At 67.6% G+C, this 21,973-nt stretch carries 10 protein-coding genes; 5 read left to right on the top strand and 5 right to left on the bottom strand.

Annotation, left to right across the window (positions count from 1 at the left end; translation table 11 throughout):
- Positions 1–35: 35 nt before the first annotated feature.
- From OO69_RS50200 to OO69_RS19235, 3 genes are read left to right on the top strand one after another with little or no spacing between them, the layout of a single operon-like run.
- Positions 36–2,411 (top strand): DUF2786 domain-containing protein, encoded by a 2,376-nt coding sequence (locus OO69_RS50200; protein ID WP_158713404.1) that lies wholly within the window; start codon positions 36–38, stop codon positions 2,409–2,411.
- Between the two features lie 25 nt (positions 2,412–2,436).
- Positions 2,437–3,663, top strand: a complete 1,227-nt coding sequence (locus OO69_RS19230) for an XRE family transcriptional regulator (RefSeq protein WP_234444477.1) — start codon at positions 2,437–2,439, stop codon at positions 3,661–3,663.
- Positions 3,660–4,205 (top strand): hypothetical protein, encoded by a 546-nt coding sequence (locus OO69_RS19235; RefSeq protein ID WP_033281922.1) that lies wholly within the window; start codon positions 3,660–3,662, stop codon positions 4,203–4,205. Before OO69_RS19230 ends, OO69_RS19235 begins: the two co-directional genes overlap by 4 nt.
- A 41-nt stretch (positions 4,206–4,246) precedes the next feature.
- On the opposite strand, the gene OO69_RS19240 is transcribed toward OO69_RS19235, so the two are convergent.
- Positions 4,247–5,539 carry a PIN-like domain-containing protein gene (locus OO69_RS19240; RefSeq protein ID WP_051801114.1) on the bottom strand — a complete coding sequence of 431 codons (1,293 nt, stop codon included), beginning with the start codon at positions 5,537–5,539 and terminating at the stop codon, positions 4,247–4,249.
- A 724-nt stretch (positions 5,540–6,263) separates the two neighbouring features.
- Here OO69_RS19240 and OO69_RS19245 point away from each other — a divergent pair.
- Positions 6,264–7,118, top strand: a complete 855-nt coding sequence (locus OO69_RS19245) for a helix-turn-helix domain-containing protein (protein ID WP_033281923.1) — start codon at positions 6,264–6,266, stop codon at positions 7,116–7,118.
- On the top strand, positions 7,115–7,300 hold the full coding sequence (locus tag OO69_RS19250) for a DUF397 domain-containing protein (RefSeq protein WP_033281924.1): 186 nt from the start codon (positions 7,115–7,117) through the stop codon (positions 7,298–7,300). The genes OO69_RS19245 and OO69_RS19250 overlap by 4 nt, the downstream gene beginning before the upstream one ends.
- Positions 7,301–7,351: 51 nt before the next feature.
- Here the strand turns inward: OO69_RS19250 and OO69_RS19255 are convergent, their stop codons facing one another.
- From OO69_RS19255 to OO69_RS19270, 4 genes are read right to left on the bottom strand one after another with little or no spacing between them, the layout of a single operon-like run.
- A complete protein-coding gene (locus OO69_RS19255; RefSeq protein WP_033281925.1) occupies positions 7,352–8,494 on the bottom strand; it encodes an EcsC family protein in 1,143 nt (380 codons plus the stop codon).
- 32 nt (positions 8,495–8,526) lie between these two features.
- A complete protein-coding gene (locus OO69_RS19260) occupies positions 8,527–12,657 on the bottom strand; it encodes an Eco57I restriction-modification methylase domain-containing protein (RefSeq protein ID WP_033281926.1) in 4,131 nt (1,376 codons plus the stop codon).
- Entirely contained in the window at positions 12,657–15,614 is a 2,958-nt protein-coding gene (locus OO69_RS19265) for a helicase-related protein (protein ID WP_033281927.1), read from the bottom strand. The genes OO69_RS19260 and OO69_RS19265 overlap by 1 nt, the downstream gene beginning before the upstream one ends.
- A 27-nt stretch (positions 15,615–15,641) precedes the next feature.
- A complete protein-coding gene (locus tag OO69_RS19270) occupies positions 15,642–21,947 on the bottom strand; it encodes a protein kinase domain-containing protein (protein WP_033281928.1) in 6,306 nt (2,101 codons plus the stop codon).
- Positions 21,948–21,973: the final 26 nt, after the last annotated feature.

Here is a 21,973-nt window from a genome sequence, read left to right on the forward strand (position 1 = left end):
TGGTGCGGTTGGCCCACGGGGAGGGCATGAACGTCATGACGGAGCAGAGCGCAGCCCATTCACCAGCCACGACTTCGGGCTTCGGCCTGGCCCGAAAACTCTGGCTACGGGACCGAGTCACCGAGTTGAGTGAGGTACTGAGCGATTTCGGGCCGCAGTTGCACGCGCTGATCCCCACGGATCTGGGTGACCGGCGGCTGGTGGGCGCCTTGGTCCTGTGCCGCGTCGCGGCCGACGAGGCGCGCGTCCAGCCCGTGACGGAGACGGTTGCGTGGCTGGAACTGCTGATCCTGCACGGTCACCGTCACGACCTGGCCGACGCCGTGCGCGGACTTCGCGCCGACCTCATCACGGCCGAGGACCCTGCACTGTGGTCCTGGAATGCGGGGGCGTGGGAGGAACTCGTCCTCGCGCTCTGGAGGCGTGAGCGGGCCCGGGCTGTCGGGCAGGTCCGGGCCGATGATGAACTGGTCTCCCGTTGGGGTGTCCGGGCGGCGGGTGCGGTCGGCGAACCGCACCCCGAGTGGACACGGCACGACGAGAAGGGGCCGTCGCTCACGTCCCTGGCCGACCATCTGGAGGACGAGGCCGAAGAACCCCAGAGACTGCTCGCTCAGGCGGTCCTGTCGCAGCCCCGTGTCGCCGAGGTGATCGAGAACTCACTGGCCGGGTACGAGGAAGGTCTCCAGAACGCCGGACACCTGGCGGTCATCGCAGAACAGCAGCTGTCCGTAAGGGAGTTGGAGGCATGGTGCGACAAGCACAGGAGGGGCGCGTTCGCGGCGACGGAAGAGTTTCTGGCGGAGCTGCATGAGTTCACCGAGTCCTACGTCAGCGAGGTCCTCGACCCGGTGATCGGCTCTCTCTCGGCTTGCGAGCGGGATCTTTTCCACACCGCCACGTCTTTCGAGCGGCGCGTTCGGAACGAGTACCTGGGTGAGTTCCTCGATTGTGTGGCAACCCCCTCTGCGAGCGCCTGGACGGACGGAACCCTCGACCCGGGCATCGCGGAGGAGGCCGCCGAACGTCAGGCGCGCGGGGAGCTCACCTGGCATGCCATGCGCGGTTCCGTGCCGGTCTGGTACCACATCGTCACCTCCCCGCAGGAGCGGGCGGCAGCGCTGGCGTACTCCGGAGCGCCCTCCTCGTCCGTGATCCACGTGGACGTCGATGTTGTCCTGGCTCGTCAGGAGTCCCTGTTCGAAGGGCTGGGGCTGGACGGCCCGGAGGACTGGTACCCCGAGCCGGGTATCGAGCTGCGCTACTTCCAGCACAGCGCCACCGATCTGTGCGAACTGCTGACTCTCGCTGAACTCGGCCATGCGCGCCTGGAGTTCGTGATGCGAGGCACGGATGGCGATTTCGTGCTGCTGCGGTCGCTGCGGGCCGAGATCCGAGACGTCGACGCCAGGGCCTGGTGGTGGGGCGCGCTGCACGGCCTTCAGAAACTGGTGCCGGACGCCGAGGACCTGGCGGACGCGATCGAGTCCGAAGGACCCGTGGACGAGCAGGAGGACGAAGAGGAAGAGTGGTCGGACGAAGACGACGAAGACGACGACGGGGAAGACGAGCAGGAGCAGCCGGAGGCCACCACCACGGCGAGCGGCTCGGACACCCCCGAGGCGCCTGCGCCGCCCAGGCCGGGCCGACTTCCTGCCGACGTACTGGCCAAGGTGAGGGCCATCCTGCGGCAGGCCGAGGACCCGGCGGCGACCCAGCACGAGGCAGAGGCCTTCCTGCAGAAGGCAACGGCCTTGATGGCCAAGTACGGCATCGAGCAGGCCATGCTCCGGGGCGACGACCCCACCCGCGAAGAGCCGGCGGACCGGGTGATCGAGGTCGTCGCGCCGTGGATGCGCGAGTGCAAGCTGCTTCTGTCCTCCATCGCCTACGCGATGCGCTGTCACCCCATCTATCCCGGCGGCAAGGCCAACAGTCACCGGGTCCACATCTTCGGCTTCGCCTCGGACCTGCACTCCGTCGAGGTCCTGTACGCGAGCCTGTGCCTACAGATGCTGCAGGGCGCCGAGCGGGCGGACGTACGGCACCGGCCGCCAGGGGAACTCCCGCGTGCCTACAAACGCTCCTGGATGCTCGGCTTCATCCGGGCCGTGGCCCTGCGGATCGCGGAGGCCGAGCGCACGGCCCGGGAAGACAGCGAGCGCGACCATGCCGAGACCGCCACGAGCGACGCCTCCGTACAGGCGCGCAGTGTGGCACTCGTCCTCGCCGATCGGACCACCCAGATCCAGGCTGAGGTCGCCGCCCGCTACCCGAAGGTCGGGAAGGTGCGCCGTACGCGCTTCACCGGCAGCGGATACCGACAGGGGCACGTGGACGGGCAGCAGGCCGACATCGGTGGCCTCGCGCTGGACGACGAGAGCGAGGAACTGGACGAGCTCATCGCCTGACCGCCGTAGCTGTGCCGTGCACGCGATGACCCGTGTTGCGATTTTCGCATCTCGCTCGTATGGTGAATTCATGGGCGAAAACGTGACGGAGCGTGTACGGAAGGTAATGAGTGAGGCCTCGGCCAACCAAGGGGCTTTCGCCGAGGCCATCGGGCTGGCTCCCGACAAACTGTCGAAGTCTCTCAACGGCATCCGCAGGTTCACGTCTCTCGATCTCGCCCGGATCGCGGAGCTCGGCAACACCACGGTCGATTGGCTGCTGACCGGCCGCGAGCCGTTGCGCCCCGCCATGGCAGCCCGTACCAGCGCGTCGGCGGTCGGCGAGCGCGGCCACGGCAGGCTCCAAGACCTCGTGGAACGGTTCACCACGGCACACGAGGTGCTGGATCTCCTGGGCCTGGCGCCCGAACTGCCGGAGCTGCCCGCCGTCCGCCCCGACCTCAAGCGCTACGTCGACCAGGGCGTCGCCCTCGCGGACGAGGCGCTCGCCCGCCTCGCCGCCGCGGGCACACCGGCGGTCGGCGGCCTGGACACCGCCGATCTGCTCCAGGCCGTGGAGCGAACTTTCGGCGTCGACGTGGCGAAGATCCGGCTGCCCGAAGGAATCGACGGTGCCGCATGGCAGGCGGACAGATTCCGGCTCATCATGATCGCGCGAACCGATGTGCCGACCCGCCAGCGATTCACGCTCGCCCACGAACTCGGGCACGTTCTCGCCAGAGACGCTCAAGATCTGCTGACAGAGACCCACTTGTCCCCGGGACATCAGAAAGATCTGACCGAGGTACGCGCCAATGTGTTCGCTGCCAACTTCCTCATGCCCCGGAGCGAAATCAGCGCGGTGGTAGGCGAGAACGGTGTCACGGACGAGCAACTCACCACACTGGTCGTGCACTTCCAGGTGTCGCCCAGCGCTCTCGCGGCACGACTCGGGCAGTTGGGCGTCATCGCCCGGGAGACGGCGGACAGACTGCGCGGGCTCACGACGCGAGGCTCTCACTGGCTGATTGGGCAGAACGACCTCTTCGAGGCCCGCGTCACGTGGTCGCGAGCCAATCGACTGCCCTTCCGCCCGGCCCAGTTGCTGTACGAGGCCTACCTCGCGGGCGACACCACCCTGCGTCCGCTGGCCGCGTACACAGGCACGGACGTCGGCACGCTCCGCGAGGCGCTCGAACCTGAACCGGCTCCGCAGGAAGGCGTGTTGGCCGCCACCGATGCGGACGAAGGGGACCTGGTCTACCAGCCATGACGCGTCACTGTTGGTTCCCCGACAACACGGTGCTGTGCAATTTCGCCGCCGTCGATCGGCTGGGCCTGCTGGAGAAGGTCCTTGACGGTCGCGGCCGTTGGACGGAGGCTGTCGCGGCCGAGGCCGGGCAGTCGATGCGGTACTTGCCGACCCTGAGTCAGGTGACGGCCGGCGGATGGCTCGGCGAACCCATCGAGATCGACGACCCCGCCGAGACCGCCTTGGTGGACCGGGTCCGCCGCGTCGTCTTCGGGGGCTCCCCGTCCCGCCCCCTGCAACACCTGGGTGAGGCCGAGACACTCGTGCTCATCGAGCATCGCAACGGATTCGCCGACGCCGTGTGGATCACCGACGACGGCGAAGCGGGCCACTACGCGCGCCGTAAGGGCATCAGCGTCAAGGACACCGTCGACATCATGCGCGAAGCGGTCGTGGACGGCCTGGTCCTGGCCGACGCGGGCCATCGTCTCCTCATAGAGATGGAACACGCCGACCGCCATTTGCGAGGCGTTCCGCCCAGACCGGAAGACCTGTTGCGCTGAGAGGGGCGGGGAGTGGCTACCCCCGTCCGTCAGGCGGGGAGTTATCGTTCGTCCCCGTCCGGCAGGTCATTGATCAGCGGTACGAGAAGCGGGTGGACGGAGAAGCCGGACGCGGGCCCCGGGCCCGAAAGGTATTCGGCCTTCAGGACCTGGACGGCCGAGTCCGGGATCTTTCCCAGACCGCGCAGCTTGTCCGTGAGGCGGGTGACCGGCTTGGTGAATCCCCTGAGGGAGCGGTCCTCGGAGTAGTCGCAGATGTCGTAGATGCTCGCGGCGTCCGCTACGCCGTCCTTCTCTGCGGCGTACTTGATTACGGCGACGCGGTCCCCGTAGCCCTCGTAGGTCAGGCGGTCGAAGAGTTCCACGAGCGCGCCGGCTGTCCAGCCCCCGTACGTCTCCTCCTCGGTCTCGATCCGTTCGACACGTTCGATGTCTTCGACGGATCCCGCCTGGAGGCTGAACTCAAGGATCGGCGCGGCCACTTCGAGGAACTGCTTCGGAGTGAGCATGAAGAGCCGACCGCCGCCACGGGTCCTCAGCTCTTCGGTCAGTTCCGGCCGGGGACCCCGGTTGAAGCCCTGTTCCTTGCGCCACCAGTCCTCCTTGCCGTCCGCCGTCACGAACAGCACGTCGCACTGACGGCGACTGGCCTCCCGCAGGATCTGCTCCCAGACGAGGTAGTCGCCGGCCGCCCCGACGCCGTCCTTCGGCTTGTCCATGTAGCCCGGAGGCAGCCGCTTGACGACGCGACGCATTCCCTCCGTGACCGCCTTCTCGTAGTCCTCCTGGCTCAGGGGAGCACCAACTCGGCCGACAAGCGCGGGTTCCAGTTTCGCGAGGACCGGATCGGTGCTCGTGTCCTGCGTGATGTTCTGCCACTCACCCTGACCGACCTTGACGATCGCCTCCCGTACGTCGTCGAAGACCTCGTTCAACTGGTCGCGGAGGCGGTCGGTCTCCTCCTCGGGCAGGGCGACGCGATTGGCCCAGGTGCGCAAGGTCCGCTCTGCCTGCACCGCATGACCGGCCATGCCCTCGGCGGCCTGATCACCGGACGACCGCGCATCGCTGAGCGTGCTCTCGCGGTTCCGCCAGAACTCCAGGAGGGCCTGGTGAGGAACCCACAGCCGGTTCTCCAACCCACCGAGGGCGCGCAGCAGGTCACCGCGTGCCTGCTCGGTGTACCGGTAGAGATTCAGCAGCACGTTGGCGTCGGGGGCGACCAGACCGTTTGTCAGTACGGCGGTGAAGTCGTCGGTCGTCGGGGTGCGGAAGGCCCCGAAGTCGTCGAAAAGGCCACGATTGTCCGCGCCGTCCGTTGAGTTGCTCGCCACTGGTTCCCCCGCTTGTGTCGCGCCCGCGCAAGAGGTTGTGCGTCTCGTTGCGTCCCCTGGTCGGGACCGTATCGCGGCGAGGGTGAGCGGGAGGTGCGGAATGGGGAATGGGCCCCAACTTCCCTGTGGAAGAGCCGACTTCAGGCCGACTCGTTGTCTGTCGGGTCCTCGGACATGGGCGGTGCGGCGCTTTGCCAGTGCCTCTTGGAGGGGACCCTCCTTGCGAAAGTGTGACACTTCTGCCCTGAGTGTCACACTTCTGCGGGTTGCCTCTCTGGTGGCGGGGGGCCTGGCGCGCCGCCCGCAACCGAAGGCCTGGCTGTCGAGGGCGCGAAGTCGGCGAACAGGCCCGGGAGTTGCCCATCGCGTGCGCCGGTCACCGAGCCACGTCGCGTTCGGCGGCGGCCTGTTCGGCACTTACGGCTACAGCGTGTGACGCCTGCCGGGCCTGACGCCGCCCGACTGCGAGCAGCCGGGAGAGGTGGCCCTCGCGGCGAGTGCAAGACCCCCGCTGGGCGAAAGTTTGTACGGTAACAGGGATTTGGGGCGTGGGGGCGTTCCCGGGACAACTGTGGTGGGCGCGCGGAGGCATGTTTCAGGAGCGTGCCCCGTACGGTGCGTCAGCGTACGGGGGCAGCGTGTAGACGGTACGTCGATCTTGTGGTCACGCTGGGTGAGTCGATCGCGGGGTACAGCGCACCTACGCACCTGGAGGAGGCCGCGCATGACGGACAGCAGCGACGAGTTGGCGGAGTACGAGGAGGAGCGGGAGCCCGACCCCTCCGACAGCCTGCGGACCTTCGGGGCCGTCGTCCAGGCGCTGCGCGAGCACGCGGGGCTCAGCAGGGTCGAGTTCGGGGAGAAGGTCCGGTACTCCAAACACACCGTGGAGTCAGTGGAGTTGGGGCGCCGGATGCCGGACGACTCCTTCGTGGAGCTGGGGGAGGGGGCGACGGGGAACACGGGGGCGCTGCGGAGGTCGGCGAAGTTCCTGACGCGGGGAGAGGCGGGGCTTGCCGTCTGGTTCCGGCGGTGGGCTCGGCTGGAGAAGATCGCGGTCAGCCTGTGCACGTACGAGTGCCGGCTGGTACCCGGGTTGTTGCAGTCGGAGGGGTACGCGCGGGCGGTGTTCGAGGGCACCATTCCGGTAGCCACGGACAAGGAGTTGGAGGACCTGCTCGCCATGCGGCAGAAGCGGCAGCGGATGTTGTTCGAGCGGCCGAAGGTTCCGTTCAGCTTCATCGTCGAAGAGCACGTGTTCCGGCGCCGTTTCGGGAATGCGGAGCAGATGCGGGAGATGTACGACCACGTGTTGGAGCAGAGTGCGCCGCGCAACGTGACGCTTCAAATTGTGCCGCTGGAGGGCGGGTTGCATGCCTGTCTGGATGGACCCGTGCGGCTCTTGGAGACGCGAGAAGGACGACGGTTTGCCTACTCCGAGGGTCAGCAGAACGGGCGACTGATCACCGACGTGAAAGAGGTAAGTCTCCTCCAACAGCGCTATGACACACTTCGCTCGCAGGCCCTGAACCCCCAAGACTCACGGGGCCTGTTGGAGCGACTGCGAGGAGAGCTATGAGCACGACGGAACTCGCCTGGTTCAAGTCCAGCTACAGCGGCAGCCAGGGCGACGACTGTGTTGAGGTCGCCGTCACCGAACTGGCCATCTGCGTACGGGACTCCAAGGATGCGACGCGACCTCACTTCGCGGTCGGGCGTGAGGAGTGGTCACGGTTCGTGGGGTTCGCGGCGGGAGCCTGAGCCGCGTCGTCCCGGCGGTCGCGTGGTCACGTCCACCGCCGGGACACCGAGTCACTGAAGATCGGGTCCGCCTGCCTCGACGATCTCATCGAGCAGACTGATCTCCTCGTCGGAGTCGTCCGCGACGTCCGGGCCGGTGTCGGGAAACGATCCGAATGCCTCCTCGGTAGCGAGATGCGGGTACTTCTCCAGAAGGAACCGCCGTTGGTACGCCATCTCGGCGGCGTCGACGATTCCTTCCAGAGTTGCCCAGTTGAGGGTGCTTCCGACGACGATCCCCACTGCGGGTACGGCCTTGCCGAGCCCCTTCTTGGTGAGACGGAAACTGAATGCCTTCGCGAACTGCTGGGAGACCTTGGCGACAACCGTGTCGTTCAGGACCTCCCACGCCTTCCCGCGGAAGAGTGCCTGGGTGAGCCGCGAGATGTCGGCCATCGCTGCGTTCTTGGCAGTGGCCGAGCTAGCCGTACCGACGTTGACGACGGACATGACGAAGAGCTTCTCGGCGGGCTCCTCGGGGTCGTAGCCGTAGAACAGCGAGACCTGACCGACAGCGCGGGACGCGAGTCCGAGGACGACTGCCGCATCGGTGACGAAGGCACCGGTGATCGCGCCTCCCGAGGGGGCCGCCGCGGCGCCCGCGGAGGCGGCGATGACGAGTTCCCCTCCGGAGATCACAAGTCCCGCACCCGCTCCCGAGAGCGCTGCGATGGCCGGGAAGTACCAGCTCGACGCCCGTCCCCGGACCGCGTCGACCTGTTCGAGGTCGAGGCGGCGCAGGTCGGAGAGCGATGAGACGTCGTGCCCCCGCTTCTTGTGGAGCGCCACTACGCGTTTGGGGGACAGGCCCGCTCGCGAGGCCCGTCCCAGCGTCTTCTGAATGGACTGAACGGCGGTGCCGCTCCAGTCCGGCAGCGCGTCGGCTGCTTTGCGGGTTCCGGCGCCGACTTTCTGAGCGCCCTTGGCGACGACCCCCTGTCCACGTGAAACTGCAGACGCGGCCCGCGGATGTTTCTCCAGTTGCTTCGCGGCACGCTTGCCCAAGTTCGCGACCCCGCTGGCCACTTGCTCGCCGGCGTTGCTCATCGCGCGCGACAGAGGGCGGCTCTTGAACTGCTGGATGGCCTGCCATTTCGCCAGCTCGTAGTCGGAGGGAAGCCGATCGGGCTGTTGCGGGTACTCCGGATTGCTCATGGTCTGTGGCGCTCCTGTCTCTGGGCGAGCTGTCAGGCGGAGTGGCGGGGGCCGTGGCCCGGGGGCGGGGTGAGGGTGGAGGTGTAGTTCACGCCGTCGGTCAGCGGGGTCTCCATGGTGAGTCCGGCCTTTGCCATGCGGTCGTATTCCGCGAGGACCAGGCGCTTGGTGCGGTACTCGCCGTACTTGGAGATCTCGTTGTTCTTGAGGCCGCCGTTCTCCGTCTGGAACGACTCCAGGATGTAGTCGGTGTCCTCGCGGGAGACGCCGTAGAGGTGGAAGAAGTAGGCGTCGAGTTCGGCTCGGAGTTGGGCGCGGCGGGCTTCGTTCCAGGTGAAGGGGGCGCCTTCGTCGCCGAGGTCCAAGGCCAAGGGTTCCATGTCCCAGGCGGTGTAGATGAGTTCGAGGGTACGGGGGGTGAGGAAGCTGGTGTGTCGTGCCATGTCGTCAGGGTGAGGGACGGGGAGTTGCTTCCATGTCCTCAAGCCAGCATCGATGCCCGCGACCTTCTGGCGTGCAACGTAGTCGAAGACCAGGCAGCTTTGGGCTGCTACGAGGGCTGTACAGAGTTCGGCCGAAACGTCAGGAAACATCAGAGGGAAGGTGTTACCCACTGACACCCGTGGGAGGAACGCTGGAATGGCAGTGCGCTCGTCGGTTACACGAGCTACTCGGCGCCAGCCCATCAGCCATCCGCGCCCCCACTCCACATCCTTCAGGCGTTCGGAGACGCCAGCAACCTCGGTTTCTCTGCCGTTACGCATAGTTGAGACGTACCCGGCGTCCTGGATCCACTGGCGCGGTTTTGCCACGCCGTATGCGTCTTGTTTCACGTCCAGTGGTACGTGCTCGTAGTCGTCGTTACCGAGTCCGTAGTAGCTGTTCCACCGGTGGTCGAAGAGGTGCGCCATCTTCGCGTCGTACAACGGCAGCATGCGCTTACCGTTCAGAGTGAAGATGTTTCCTTCCAATTGCCAGCCCTCTGATTCCAGCAGTGACTGATCCCGGAAGAGGTCAGAGTCGTCGGTCAAGTCGAAGAGGCGCTTAAAAGTGATGCGCCATGGGTTTCCTTCCGTGGACTTTTCTCTCACGAGGACTGGCACATGGCGTTGAATGGCAACAGTGAGGTCGGCGTCCCGTCGTGTGGGGAAAACCGGGAGGGTTCCGGTGTTCGGGTTGATGAGAGTGATCTCCCCGGCCGAGAGTGCGAACACTGCTCCACCATCGGCAAGTTCATCGGGGTGTCCGAGGAAGAAGGCGAAACGTGCGGCGGGCTCAGTCAGGCTGCGGCCTGAGAGTGAGAGCAGTGAGAACGAATAGCGGGAGTCCACTGCCGGAAACAGCTTCTCCCGCCTTCCGTTCTCAAAGTCGTAGAGGTGCTTTACCGCGCCCCGCTGAGTCAGGTCCTCGAACAGGAACTGAGCGCCAGCGCCGGTAGCGATCTGAGTCGGGACGACTGTGCCGCAGCGCCCCTTCGGGGCTGTAATGGAGACAAATCGTTCTGTGAACAACTGGTCCGTCTGAAGTGAATTGACGCCCTTGGCGGAAAGCCCTTTGCGTAGCTGCGGGTATGTCCCGGATGCACCGAGGAAGAGGAATGATGATTTCACCCGACGTCGTGCCGCGTAGTAGCGCGTGGCCTCGGCCGGTTGTTCGGTGGCCCACTGGGCGATTTCCGTACGACGTTTCTGGCCCGAGAGTAGAGCCAGCGACGGCTCGACGACGCTGAAGTACTCCTGATCCTTGAAGTCGACTTTGTCCCACGGCGGATTCCCCAGCACACAGTCGAACCCACCGGCCCACCCGGTAACCGGATCAACCCCCGCCGCCGTCATATCCTCCGGCACATTGAAGACATCCGGAAACTCCAGGTGCCAGTGGAAAAACTTATATTCCCCGCTCAGCCGCTCAATCTCCCGATGCGTCTCCTCCAGCGCCCCCGCCCCCTCGGGCGATTGAAGCGACAAAAAGACCCGTTGAGTCACTGGCGCCGGCGCATTCCCCGTCTTCTCCCACATGAACGCGGCGCACCAAGCGTCGGCGATCTTCAGGGCATCTGTATACGCGCCGGATTTCTCCCACACGTAGTACCGCTCGGCAAGCTTCCGGACCTGTCCGAGGCTGTCGGTTGGTGACTTCTCCACCAGATTACGCAACTCGGAGCCGAACGTCGTGTTCGTGACGCTCACCGACTCTTCCATCTCGGCATCCAGCGTGAAGACTCCCTTGTGCTCTTCCTTGTTGCGCTTGAGCCACGTGGTTGCGACCGACCTGTCGTCCCCTTCCACGACCTTGAACGCCGCCTCAGGAATCCCACCCCGCAACAGCGCTGGCGTAGCCCCAATCAGTCCGTTGCCGAGCTTCACATGCGCGTCGAGGAACCCCAACGCCTTCCCCGGCTCCAACGCCTCCATCCACAAGGACACCTTGGCCAGCTCAACAGCCATGGGGTTGAGATCGACGCCGTAGACACACCGTGCGATGACCTCGTGCAACGCGTGCCGAACACTCACCGGCGTCGGCTCCGGCGTACGCTCCCGCACCGCCGCCACCCGCTTCGCGATACGACGGGCTGCGGCGACGAGGAAGTGCCCGGAGCCACAAGCCGGATCGCAGACAGTCAGGGACAGCAGCTCGCCGACGATGATCTCCCGGGCGTCCACATCCGACTGCTTGGCCTCGGCCGCTTTCTTCTCGCCGCGCTCTTGCGCCGCCTGGATGACCGGGTCGAGGGTGGAGTCGAGCAGGACCTCCACCAGCGAACTCGGCGTGTAGTACGAGCCGGTCTTCTTGCGCTCGTTGCCCGCGCGGGGCACCAGCTCGAAGGTGCGGTCCGCGCCGGCCTGGGGGACCAGGTCCAACAACGACTCGTAGATCGCGCCCAGTTCCTCCGCGTCGAGCGTGCGGTAGTCCACCGTCCGCCAGCGCTGGGCCTCTGTGTCCCGGACGACGGCGAGGTGCCTCACGGCTGCCAACAGGTGCTGGTTGGACAGGGAAAGGTCTTCCAGCGGGGCGTCCGCCGGGGTGCGGTCGAACAGGCCCCCCAGCCCGGGCAGGCCCAACTCCGGACGGCCCGACTCGTCGCCCAGTGCCGCCAGCACCAGGCGCAGCGCCTGCCACCGGTCCGAGTGCGACGTACCCCGGCGCCGACGGGACTGCTCACGCAGCCGCGATGTGGCGAAGTAATCCGCGTACCGCTTACGCGCCCCCGCAGCCGCCTCCGGCGGATGCAGCGCGTCACGGTCCTCGGCCACGAACACGAACAGCAAGCGGTACACAAGTCGCAGCAACGCGGCGTGGTACTCGTCCCGGTCGAACTTCTCGCGCAGGGCGCCGTTGTCCGGATGCTTCAGGAACCCTGTGCCGAGTTCCCGGATGGCCAACCGCACGCCTTCGCTTATGTCGTCGAGGAAGCGCGCGCCGAGACGGATCGCGGCGTCCCGCCAGACCTCCAGCCAGCAGGTCACCTGGGAGCCGCCCTGCGGGCTCTCGAAACGGGACGCGTGCAGCAGCCGGAACAGGATGACGAACTCGCTGAACAGTTCGCCGTCGAAGATCGCTTCCAGGTCGAACTCGACGTACGACGTGGTGGCCAGCGCGTTGGAGTCGCGCAGCAGGCGCAGTTGGCGGCCGTTGGTGAGCAGGGCCCACAGGTGGGCGTCCGTGCGGTTCAGTGCTTCCTGCAGCAGCGACTGCGGAGCGGGGGAGCCGGCGCCCTGACGCTTGTCGAGGGAGGCGTTCCAAGTCACCACGTGGACAAGGGTGTTGTCGCGGCGGTGGCTTACCGGGAATGTCTTTGTGCCGTCGTCGGCCGCGATGCCCCCTTCGCCCACCTCGGCGAGATGACCGAATCCGAGTGCCTCGAACAGCGGCTTCACCCAGTTGGCGTCGGCGTAGCCGGTGCTGTCCGGGCGGACAGATGCCTCCGGCTCGGCGGGCAGCTTCTCGCGGAGTTCGCGCCACAGCGACTTGAGGTCGTCCCATTGCCGCTCGGCCTGATCGCGTACCGAACGGGAGCCCGGGATGCGGTAGTCCGCCGGTGCGAGGCCCTTGAGGTCCTTGGTGACCTTGCCTTCGGAGATCCGCACCAAAATGTCGGCCGGCAACAGCCCCCCGACCGTGTGGACAGCGGTGAACACCTGGTGGCGAGTGGTGGCGGACATCAGGTGGACACTCCCGGGGCGATCGCGACGGCAGGGGCGGCGGTGGTGGGCAGGTAGACGTACACACCGAGCACGTCGGCGGGCTTCTGGGCCGTCACGGACAGACCGCGGACGATCTCACCGGACGCGGCCCGCACCCGGCGGTGCGATGCGTCCAGCTCGACGGCCAGCTCCTCGCCGTACGCCGCCAAGTGGTCGTTAACACCGGGGAGTTGACTGAGGACCCGGGTCATCGTGCGTTCGCCGAAGTACGGGTCCGTGCTGATGGACGCCTTCGCGTCGAGCAGTTCCGCCGCCCGCTCGGCGGGCAGCCACACGGCGTTCTTCGCGGAGCCCTCGAAGGCCAGCAGCCGGGCGTCCTCCGCGACGACCTGCCGGTCGCCGTTGCGGGAGGGGAGTGTCAGGTGGAAGCGGTAGCGGACCAGGAGCAGAGTCGTCATGGTGCCGACCGCGTCCGTCGTGACCACACCGCAGCGGCGGGCCGGGCGGGCACCCGGTGCGTCCTTGTCCAGAGCCGCGTTCAGTACGTGGGCGGCGAGTGCGCCGACCACCGGGTCGGTGCGGACCAGTGCCGCCTCGCCGCGGGTCACGGCCGGATCCGTGCGGAACGGGATCGGGCGGTCCTTCTCGATCACCTCGGCGCCTATGGCCGGCGCGAGCGCATCCTGTAGACCGACGGGTGTGCCGCCCACCTGCGCGGTGAACTCCTCCCCGGTGCCGCGCAGTACCGCGCCCAGGGCTTCCAGCGACTCCCGTACGAACGTCGTGATCTCGCCCGCACCGCCCAGCGCCTCCCGGATCGAGGTGACCTCGCGGGCCACGTCCTCCGGGTGGATCGAGCGCTGTGCGAACAGCGAACGCGACTTCTTCTCGCGCTCGGCCGCCGAGTTCCAGTCGCTCTCCACCTTGCCCGTCGCCGTGTCCAGGGCCTCGGAGCCGAACAGGGTGTCCTGCTGGCCCTCCCGCCCACGCATCAGCAGCCATTCAACGATCGCGTCCGTGACGCCTGTTGACAGTTCGTCAGGGATGGAGACGGAGATGCCGAGGTCCTTCTTGATCTGGCGGTGCTTCTTGATCAGGACTTCGAGGACCTTGCCGTCGATGCCGTTGTCGTCGCCGTAGATCGTGATGACGCGGACCTGGTCGCGGCGCTGGCCGTACCGGTCGACACGGCCCTCGCGCTGGTCGTGACGGGTCGGGTTCCAGGCCAGGTCGTAGTGGACGACCGCGTCGAAGTGGTGCTGGAGGTTGACGCCCTCCGACAGGCAGTCCGTGGCGATGAGGACGCGGCGCGCGGCGGCGTCCTCGCCCGCCTCGGCGGCGAGCGCCTCGATACGCTCGATGCGCTGCTGCGGGGAGATCGTGCCGGTGACCGCCTTGACGACGGTCTTCGCACCGAGCGGGCCGCGCTTGCCGCTGTCCTTGTCGTTCTCCAACTGGTCGGCGAGGTACTCGGCGGTCGGGATGTAGCGGCAGAACACGATCGGGTTGTGGCCGTCCGCCAGCAGAGCCTTGAGATGCTTGATGAGCGCCTTGAGCTTGAGATCCTTGGTCGGACCCTCCAACTCCTGCGCCCGGTCGGCGAGTTCGCCCAGACGGGAGCGCGGGTCGTCGTCCTCGGTGATCTCCGCGCCGGGGGCGACGTCCATCCCCTCCATGGTGTCGCTGTCGGCCGCGTCGCTGGTCAGCGGTGCGCCCAGCTTGTCGGCCTCCTCCGCCGACGCGGCGACCGCCGCCGCCGAACGCGTCCGCAGGGTCTTCGCGGCAGCCCGCGGCGACGACACCAGCGACCGGAGAAGAGCGATCGCCGACCACCAGGCGATCCGTGCCTCGCGCTTGCCCTGACCGCCCGCCTCCTCCACGCGCTCACTCGCGTACGCGATCGCGTCGTCGAGCAGGGCCCGGTACTCGGGCGACAGCTTGTACGTCTCGTCCTTGAAGTACCGGTCCGAGGGGAACGCGGTGCGCTCGGCCAGCGAGTCGTCGCTGAGCCCGTCCTCCTTGGTGAGGTACTGCCGTACGTCCGCCCGCTTGCGCGCCACGAAGTGCTGGGCCAGCAGCCGCCTCCCGGACTCCGACTCCAGGCTCACCGAGGCGAGTTCGGGTTTGACCAGGCCCAGCAGATTGCGGAAGGCGGACTCCTTGCCGCTGTGCGGGGTCGCCGTCACCAGCACGAGATGCCGGGTGGTGTCCTCGGCGACGCGGCGCAGCAGCTCGTAGCGAAGCTGGTTCTGGGAGTGCGACGACGTGTCGTCGGCGGCCACGCAGGTGTGCGCCTCGTCCACGATCACCAGGTCGGGGCAGTGACGTACGAAGTCGTCGCGGTGGCGCGGGGATTTGATGAAGTCCGTCGAGACGATCACGTGCGGGTACTTGTCGAAAAGGGACTGGCCCAGGTCCAGGCCCCGTTCGAGGCGCGAGACTGTCGAGGAGAGCACCAGCTCCGCGTCGATGCCGAACTTGGTGCGCAGTTCCTGCTGCCATTGCTCGGCGAGCGCGGGCGAGCAGAGCACGGCCAGGCCCGTCGCCTCGCCCTGCGCCAGGAGTTCGCTCGCCACCAGGCCCGCTTCGATCGTCTTGCCGATGCCGACGTCGTCCGAGATCAGCATGCGGACGGTCTTCTGCCGCAGGGCCATCAGGAGCGGTACGAGCTGGTAGGCGCGCGGGTCCACCGCGATGCCCGCCAGTGAGCGGAATGGGCCCGCTCCGGAGCGGAAGCCGACGCGCAGCGCGGTGCGGAGCAGACCCGCCGCGAGTTGGTTGCCGAGGTCGGCGGGCTCCGGCGGCGCGAACCTGGCCTCGTCCACGGTCTCGAAGGCAGGGAACACGGCGGCGATGTCGTCGTCCGAGCCGCCCAGCGGGCGCAGCACCAGCAGATCGGGCTTGCTCTCCGGGAGCACCACCCATTCACGGCCGCGGGCCTTCACCAGGGAACCGGTGGAGTATTCGTGGGGCATGTCGGTCAAATCCTCTGGGAGGGCGGGTCAGCCGGTGGCGGGGGAGCCGAAGTACTGGGCATGGGCGGTGGCGATGGCGTCCCAGTCGCCGCCGTGCGGAAAGCGGATGACGTCCCAACTGGCGTTGAACAGGCGTTCCTCGGCGTCCTCGTCGCGCAGGGCGTCCTGCTCCCGCGCCGGTGAGTCCACGAAGACGGCGACGCTCACGCCGGGCAGCCGGTACACGTAGTCGGGCATCGCGTTGGCCTCGGTGAGGAAGGTGCCGGTCTCATCCGGCGGCCGCAGCCCGCGTGCCTTGGCCCAGCCCAGGAAGTCTCCCTTGGCGGCGAGTTCGGAGGCCGACGACTCCACGGTCGTCGGCGCGGCGGGAGACGCGGCGAGCAGGCGGCGGTACTGCTCCGAGCGCGACTCGCCGCGGGCCTCCCGCCGTGCCGTGGCCGATGCCAGCCGCACCAGCAGGTGGGCCACCGTGTGCCGGTTGACAAGCGCGTGGTTGAGCTGGTTGCCGTACGTCAGCAGGCAGTCGTAGCAGCCGAGCGCGCAGGCTCGGCCGGGGCGGTGCTTCTCGCCGCCCTCGTCGTCGCCCTGAGCGCTGAAGTGACAGATCTCCAGGGCTCGTTGGGCCGCCTTCGCCAAGGCGTCGTCCTCCGCCTGGAGGCGGCGCAGTACGCCCGCACCGCCCTCGGCTGCCTCGGTGAACAGGATGCGGCCACGCGGTCCGTCGTCCGGCGGCAGCAGCTCGCTGGACAGCTCGGCGTCCTCCAGCTCGAACGCGGCCTCGATGCCACGCTCCAGCGCGTACATCAGGGTCAGTGCGATCGGCTCCGGCAGCGCTTCGTCGAGGGTGAGCACGAGGATGTTGCGGCGATCCTCCACGTATGGGATGACGCGCTTCTTGCGCCGCCGCTCGTTGCCGTCTGTGTCGATCACCGGCAGTTCGCTGGAGTCGCCGGACGCCTCGGAGGCGTCCTTGTCGTTCATCCAGCGTCCGTCTGTCAAGTCCAGCCAGTAGCCCGCCGGTTCATCGCTCTTGGCGCGCACCCTGCCGGTGTTGGTGATCCGGATCGTCGCCGAGTCGCCGTACGCGAGCTGGGCGACCCGGCCTCCGGAGGCGTCGGTGACCGACGCCTCCAGACGGCCCTTGTCGGCGGCGTCGCGCTTGTGGAAGCGGTACGACGTCTCCAGCTTGAAGCCCGCGCGGCGACGCTCCTCCTCGTCGGAGGAGATCCGCTCGCGGCGGGTGGTGTACACCGTGTGCAGGTGCAGCAGGCCGTAAGTCGCCGACCCCAGCGGTTCGTTGCAGAAGCCGCAGCGGTCCTCGCGGTCCTCCGGAGGATGGTGGTAGCCGCAGTGCGCACAGCGGCGGGCCTCGCCGGTGGTCAGTTCTCCCGTGGAGTCCGGTGGCAGCTGGATGCGCGTCACCTGGTAGCGGGCACCCTCGTGGTAGATCAGGGCACCCGGGCCGAACTCGCGGATCGCGAGGAACCGCGGACGCTGCAGGTAGTCGCCGTCACCGCGGCGCCGGCCGATCGTCGGGATGTACGCGGCGAGCGGGAGGCGCGGAAAACTGTAACCGGGGAGGAAGCCCTCAGAGGCCAGGTAGCGGTACGGGTTGAAGTCGGAGAGCACGGACTTGTTGTCGACGCTCTCGTTCATCAGCAGGTTCAGCTGGGTCCACGCCTCGCGCTGGCGGGTGTTGGCCCGCCTGCGGTCCCCGTCCGTGAGGCCGTAGTCGATACGGCGCTCACTTTGGGTGTAGTAGTCCTTGAGCGCAGCACCGAACAGCCTGCGCCATCGGTCGAAGGCACGGTCGAAGCGCTCCTGTACCGAGCGGACCTTGTCCTGGATCCAGTCGTCGTGCCACCAGGTCGTGTCGGCGAACTTGGGGAGCAGCGGGCCGAACACCCGCAGTGCGGCGTCGATGGTGCGGCGCCGGGCGCTCTCGTCGAGGGAGGCGGCGAAGACGTCCGGGAGGAGTTCCAGGGTTGGTGTCACGTGTGCACCGCTGTCCGGAGCAGGCACCTCAAGGACATCGGACATGGCTCGGCCCAGCTTGAGACCCGCCTCGGCGATCCAGATGCCCTGGAGGTGGGAGAGGACCAGATCCTCGTTGGCCAGATCCAGACGGGGCGGGGCAACCGCGCCCGCCACCATGCGATCCGAGCGGCGGAAGTAGTACTGGTCGTGACTGTTGCCGGTCGCGCAGTACGTGGTGACCAGCGCGGGCTGGCCGCTGCGCCCGGCCCGGCCCGAGCGCTGTGCATAATTCGCGGGTGTGGGCGGGACGTTGCGCATCATCACCGCGTTCAGTGAGGAGATGTCGACGCCCAGTTCCATCGTGGGGGAGCAGTACAGGAGCTTCAACTCGGCCTTGCGGAAGGCCTCTTCACGCTCCTGCCGGTCCGCGGGAGAGACCTGGGCGGTGTGCTCGCGTGCGAACAGACCGGACAGCGCGCCCGCCGCGTCCTTGTACAGGTCCCGGAAGAACGTGTTCACGCGTGGGCCGTCGCCGCTCTGGTACGTGCGCGTCAGCGGGTCGTGGGTCCCGGTCTCACCCCTGCCCGCGCGCCATACGAGCGACTGCGCGGCCACCCGGTAGCCCGTCGCAGAGGCAACCGTGGACCTGCGGTAGCGGCCCGCGTGCTGTGGGGCGACCTCCACCTCCTTCACCAGGCCGGCCTTGGTCAGCACCTTCAGCAACTCCACGATCACCAGCTGGAGATCGGCCTGGTCGAGGTCTTTGAAGGAACGGTCCGAGCGCCCCAGGTACTTGCCGAATTTGCCGCGTGCCGACAGGAACAGTCCCGATCGGTCCATGCCCGGACGGGACGGATGCGGATACGCGGTACCGATCCGCGGCTTGTCGGCAGCCGACAACAACCACGGGTCGACGAGCCGTTCCTCGCTCGCCCGCTGCAACGAGTCGAAGACGTCGTCGCGGAAGTACGACACGTCGATCGCCAGTGACCGGCGCATCTCGTTGAGCAGTGCCTTCATGATCTCGGCCCGCAGGGCCGGGTCGGCGTCACGCAGCGCCGCATGGCTGGTGGCCCACCGATCCTGCTTGGCCGCCACCCATTCCAGGTCCTCGTAGTCGATCTCCAGCAGGCCCGTCTGCTCCAGGTTCGGCATCGTGATACGCCAGCCGCGTTCAAGATCCAGATACAGCCGGAAGGCGATCACATCGCGGAGCGTCCGGGCCGCATTGCGGGCCAGCGACGGCGGCAGATCTGCCTCGCCTGTGTAGTCCGCGGGGTCGATGGCGAGCGCGTTGGTCACGGTCGACGCCAGCTCCTCGTGGTGCAGGCCGTCGTCACCCGAGTCCAGAGCCGCCCGGTACAGAGCCCCGCGTAGCTGCGTGATCTGCACGAAGTCGTTGAAGTGACCAGCCTGGAGAGAGGCGTCCTGACGGTTGTCGACGAACGTGAGGAGTTTGCGCGCCTCCTTTTCCAGAGCCTCCTCGGGCACCGACTTCAGCGACCGTACGACCGACGCCGAGATCAGCGAGGTCGCGGAGGAACGGCCCTCCTGGTCCAGCGTCGCCAGCTTCGCGAAGTCCCGGCCGCGCGTCTGCTCGTAGGCGACCCCGCAGTGCAGACAGAAGAGGAAGGGGGACGGGATGAACGCGGCTTTGAGCTCGCCCCGGCCTTCGTGGCCAAGGGGGTCGACAGTGACGGCGCGGGGCACCCGGTCGCGGTACGACTTCTTCACGACCTCCTGGCCCTTCTCGTCCAACTCCAGCCAGGATTCGGGCAGTCGGCGATCGTCCACGGCGTACTGGAGGGCGGCCGGCCACTCCCGTTCATGGTCGACGTACAGATAGCCGTCGCCCTGCCGCCCGCCCGTCGCGGAGGTGTCCCGGCGTGCCTCGTACCGGAATTCCCCGTCCTGCTCGGTCCGCCACACGGTCAGATACTCCTGGCCGCACTCCCGGCAGAACGCGAGCGGCATCAGCAACTTGCCGCTCTTGTCCGGCTTTTCGAGCTGGTAGGAGCGAGTGAGGTAGCGGGAGAGCTTGTCCTCCAGGGTGACGTACACGGTGTCGCCCTTGGAGAGGAACTGGTGCAACCGGAACGCGAACAGCGGTCTCTCGGTCACCGGGTGGCGGGCCTGCGAACCGGCTTCCAGAGTGGCGCGGATCGCCTTGGCGCACAGCTCCTCGTCGACCCCCGACTGCTCGTGCAGCTCAGCCGCCGCGTCCTCGATCCGCGCGGGCTTGCGGCGTACGAGCTGTCCTGTCGTCTCGTCCGTGGCCAGGCCGAAGCGGGTCTCGATCCAGCGGGCCAGCGGATCGCGTACTAGATCGTCGTACGCGCGCGGAGCGGCGGGGGAGCCAAGCCGCTCGGCGGGTACGGCGTCGGGTGCGTTGTCAGTTGCCCGGACGAGGGTCTCGCCGATGACGTGCTCGGGCCGGACCGACGTACCGAACAAGGTGCTCGCCACGTCGGCGACGACCTTCTTCTGGTCCTCCACCGTGCCCTCGGTCGACATGGTGGCGGACGTACCGATGCACTGCAGGTCCTGTGCCTGGCATGCTTCGCGGACGCGGCGGATCAGCAGGGCCACGTCGGCGCCCTGGCGGCCGCGGTAGGTGTGGAGTTCGTCGAAGACCAGGAACTCCAGGCCCCGCGCCATGCTGATCAGGCTCGCCCGGTCGGCGGGGCGGGTCAGCATCAGTTCCAGCATCACGTAGTTGGTGAGCAGGATGTCCGGCGGGTTGTCGCGGATCTCCTTGCGCTTCTCGTCGTCCTCCTGCCCCGTGTAACGGGCGAAGGTGACCGGCTCGCGACCCGCGCCGTACCCGTCGCGCAGATACTTCTGCAGCTCCTTGAGCTGGCTGTTGGCAAGCGCGTTCATCGGATACACGATGATCGCCCGCACCCGCTTGCGGGCATCGGGTCCTTCGGCGTCCCGCTCGTGCAGCACCTTGTTGACGATGGGCACGATGTAGGCGAGCGACTTTCCGGAGCCCGTGCCGGTTGTCAGTACGTACGACGCACCGGATCCGGCGGCATCGAGGGCCTCACGCTGATGCTGGTGCAGCGTCAGCGGACGCCCGTCGGGGACGGTACCGCCCTCGGTCTTCTTGGCCTGGAAGATGCGGGCGCACTCGTCGTGGAGCACCTTCTGCCCGGCCAGCTCCGCCACCGTGCCGCCACTGTGGAAGAAGGGGTTGAGCGACAGCCAGGGGTTCGGCCACTGGGACTTGTTCTCCAGGTCCTCCTCGACGAAGGCGGCGATCCGCTCGTCGCGGATCACGGTGCCGCCCTTGGTGAAGGAGTGGTAGTCCTCGATGAGCTTCTCGTGGATGCCGAAGACATCCATTCCGTTGGCGGAAGCGGTACCGGGCGAGGCCATGGGCACGGGCGCCGGACGTTCGGGCGTCCGGGTGGCCGCGGAGGCGTGGAGAGGGAGGACCGGGTCCATGGCGGCCCAGTGCGGCAGCTGCGAGGCTTCCTCGCCGACGAGGGCGAGCGGCAGCAGTGCGTCGCGGACCGCCACGGCGTCCGCCGGGCGGTCCGCGGGGTCCTTGGCCAGCAGACGGTGAACGAGGCGGGCGAACTCGACGGGGATCGCACTGCGGATCGCGGCGATGGGCGTCGGGTCCTCGCCGGTGTGCTTGCGGGCGAGTTCGTAGGGGGATTCGCTGGTGAACGGCGGTACCCCGACGAGCATCTCGTACAGCACACAGCCCAGCGCGTAGAGATCGGCGGCCTGCGTCACCTGCTTGGCTTCGAACTGCTCGGGAGCCATGTAGCGGGCCGTCCCGACGCTGACACCCGTGCTGGTCAGCCGGGCCTCGTCCGGGTCGTCGACGACGCGGCCCATGCCGAAGTCGAGGACCTTGACCGTGCCGCCCTGGGTGAGCATGACGTTGGCGGGCTTCAGGTCGCGGTGCACGATGCCGGCGGTGTGGGCGGCGGAGAGGCCGTCGGCGATCTGGGCGCCGATCGCGGCGGCCCAGGAGAGAGGAAGCTGCGGCTCCTCCGCGATCAGATCGCGCAGCGTCTCCCCGTCCAGGAGTTCCATCGCGAGATAGGGGAGACTGCCGTTGTCCGCGGCGATACCGCCGGCGATCAGCCGCGTGAGGTTCCGGTGGCGCAGTCGGCGCATGATCCGCACTTCGCGATCGAAGCGCTGAACAGCTTTGGGATCTCCAGCTGTGTCGATCTGGATGCCGGTGCGGCGGCGCAGGATGGTCTTGACGGCGACGGCGCGGTCGGGGGATCCCTCGGCGGCCTGAAGATCCTCGGCCTGGTGGACCTCCCCCATGTTGCCCCTGCCGATGACGCGCCCGATACGGAATCTGCCGTCGACCAGCTCGTGGCTCACTGCCGCTCCTTCTTCCTCTTTGCCCG

The sequence above is a fragment of the Streptomyces sp. NRRL F-525 genome, assembly GCF_000716605.1.
Classification (GTDB): domain Bacteria; phylum Actinomycetota; class Actinomycetes; order Streptomycetales; family Streptomycetaceae; genus Streptomyces.

Bases quoted from the DNA above. Each gene is read 5' to 3' on its own strand.
- OO69_RS50200 (WP_158713404.1), top strand. From the start codon at position 36: ATGACGGAGCAGAGCGCAGCCCATTCACCAGCCACGACTTCGGGCTTC.
- OO69_RS19230 (WP_234444477.1), top strand. From the start codon at position 2,437: ATGACCCGTGTTGCGATTTTCGCATCTCGCTCGTATGGTGAATTCATG.
- OO69_RS19235 (WP_033281922.1), top strand. From the start codon at position 3,660: ATGACGCGTCACTGTTGGTTCCCCGACAACACGGTGCTGTGCAATTTC.
- OO69_RS19245 (WP_033281923.1), top strand. From the start codon at position 6,264: ATGACGGACAGCAGCGACGAGTTGGCGGAGTACGAGGAGGAGCGGGAG.
- OO69_RS19250 (WP_033281924.1), top strand. From the start codon at position 7,115: ATGAGCACGACGGAACTCGCCTGGTTCAAGTCCAGCTACAGCGGCAGC.
- OO69_RS19255 (WP_033281925.1), bottom strand. From the start codon at position 8,494: ATGAGCAATCCGGAGTACCCGCAACAGCCCGATCGGCTTCCCTCCGAC.
- OO69_RS19260 (WP_033281926.1), bottom strand. From the start codon at position 12,657: ATGTCCGCCACCACTCGCCACCAGGTGTTCACCGCTGTCCACACGGTC.
- OO69_RS19265 (WP_033281927.1), bottom strand. From the start codon at position 15,614: ATGCCCCACGAATACTCCACCGGTTCCCTGGTGAAGGCCCGCGGCCGT.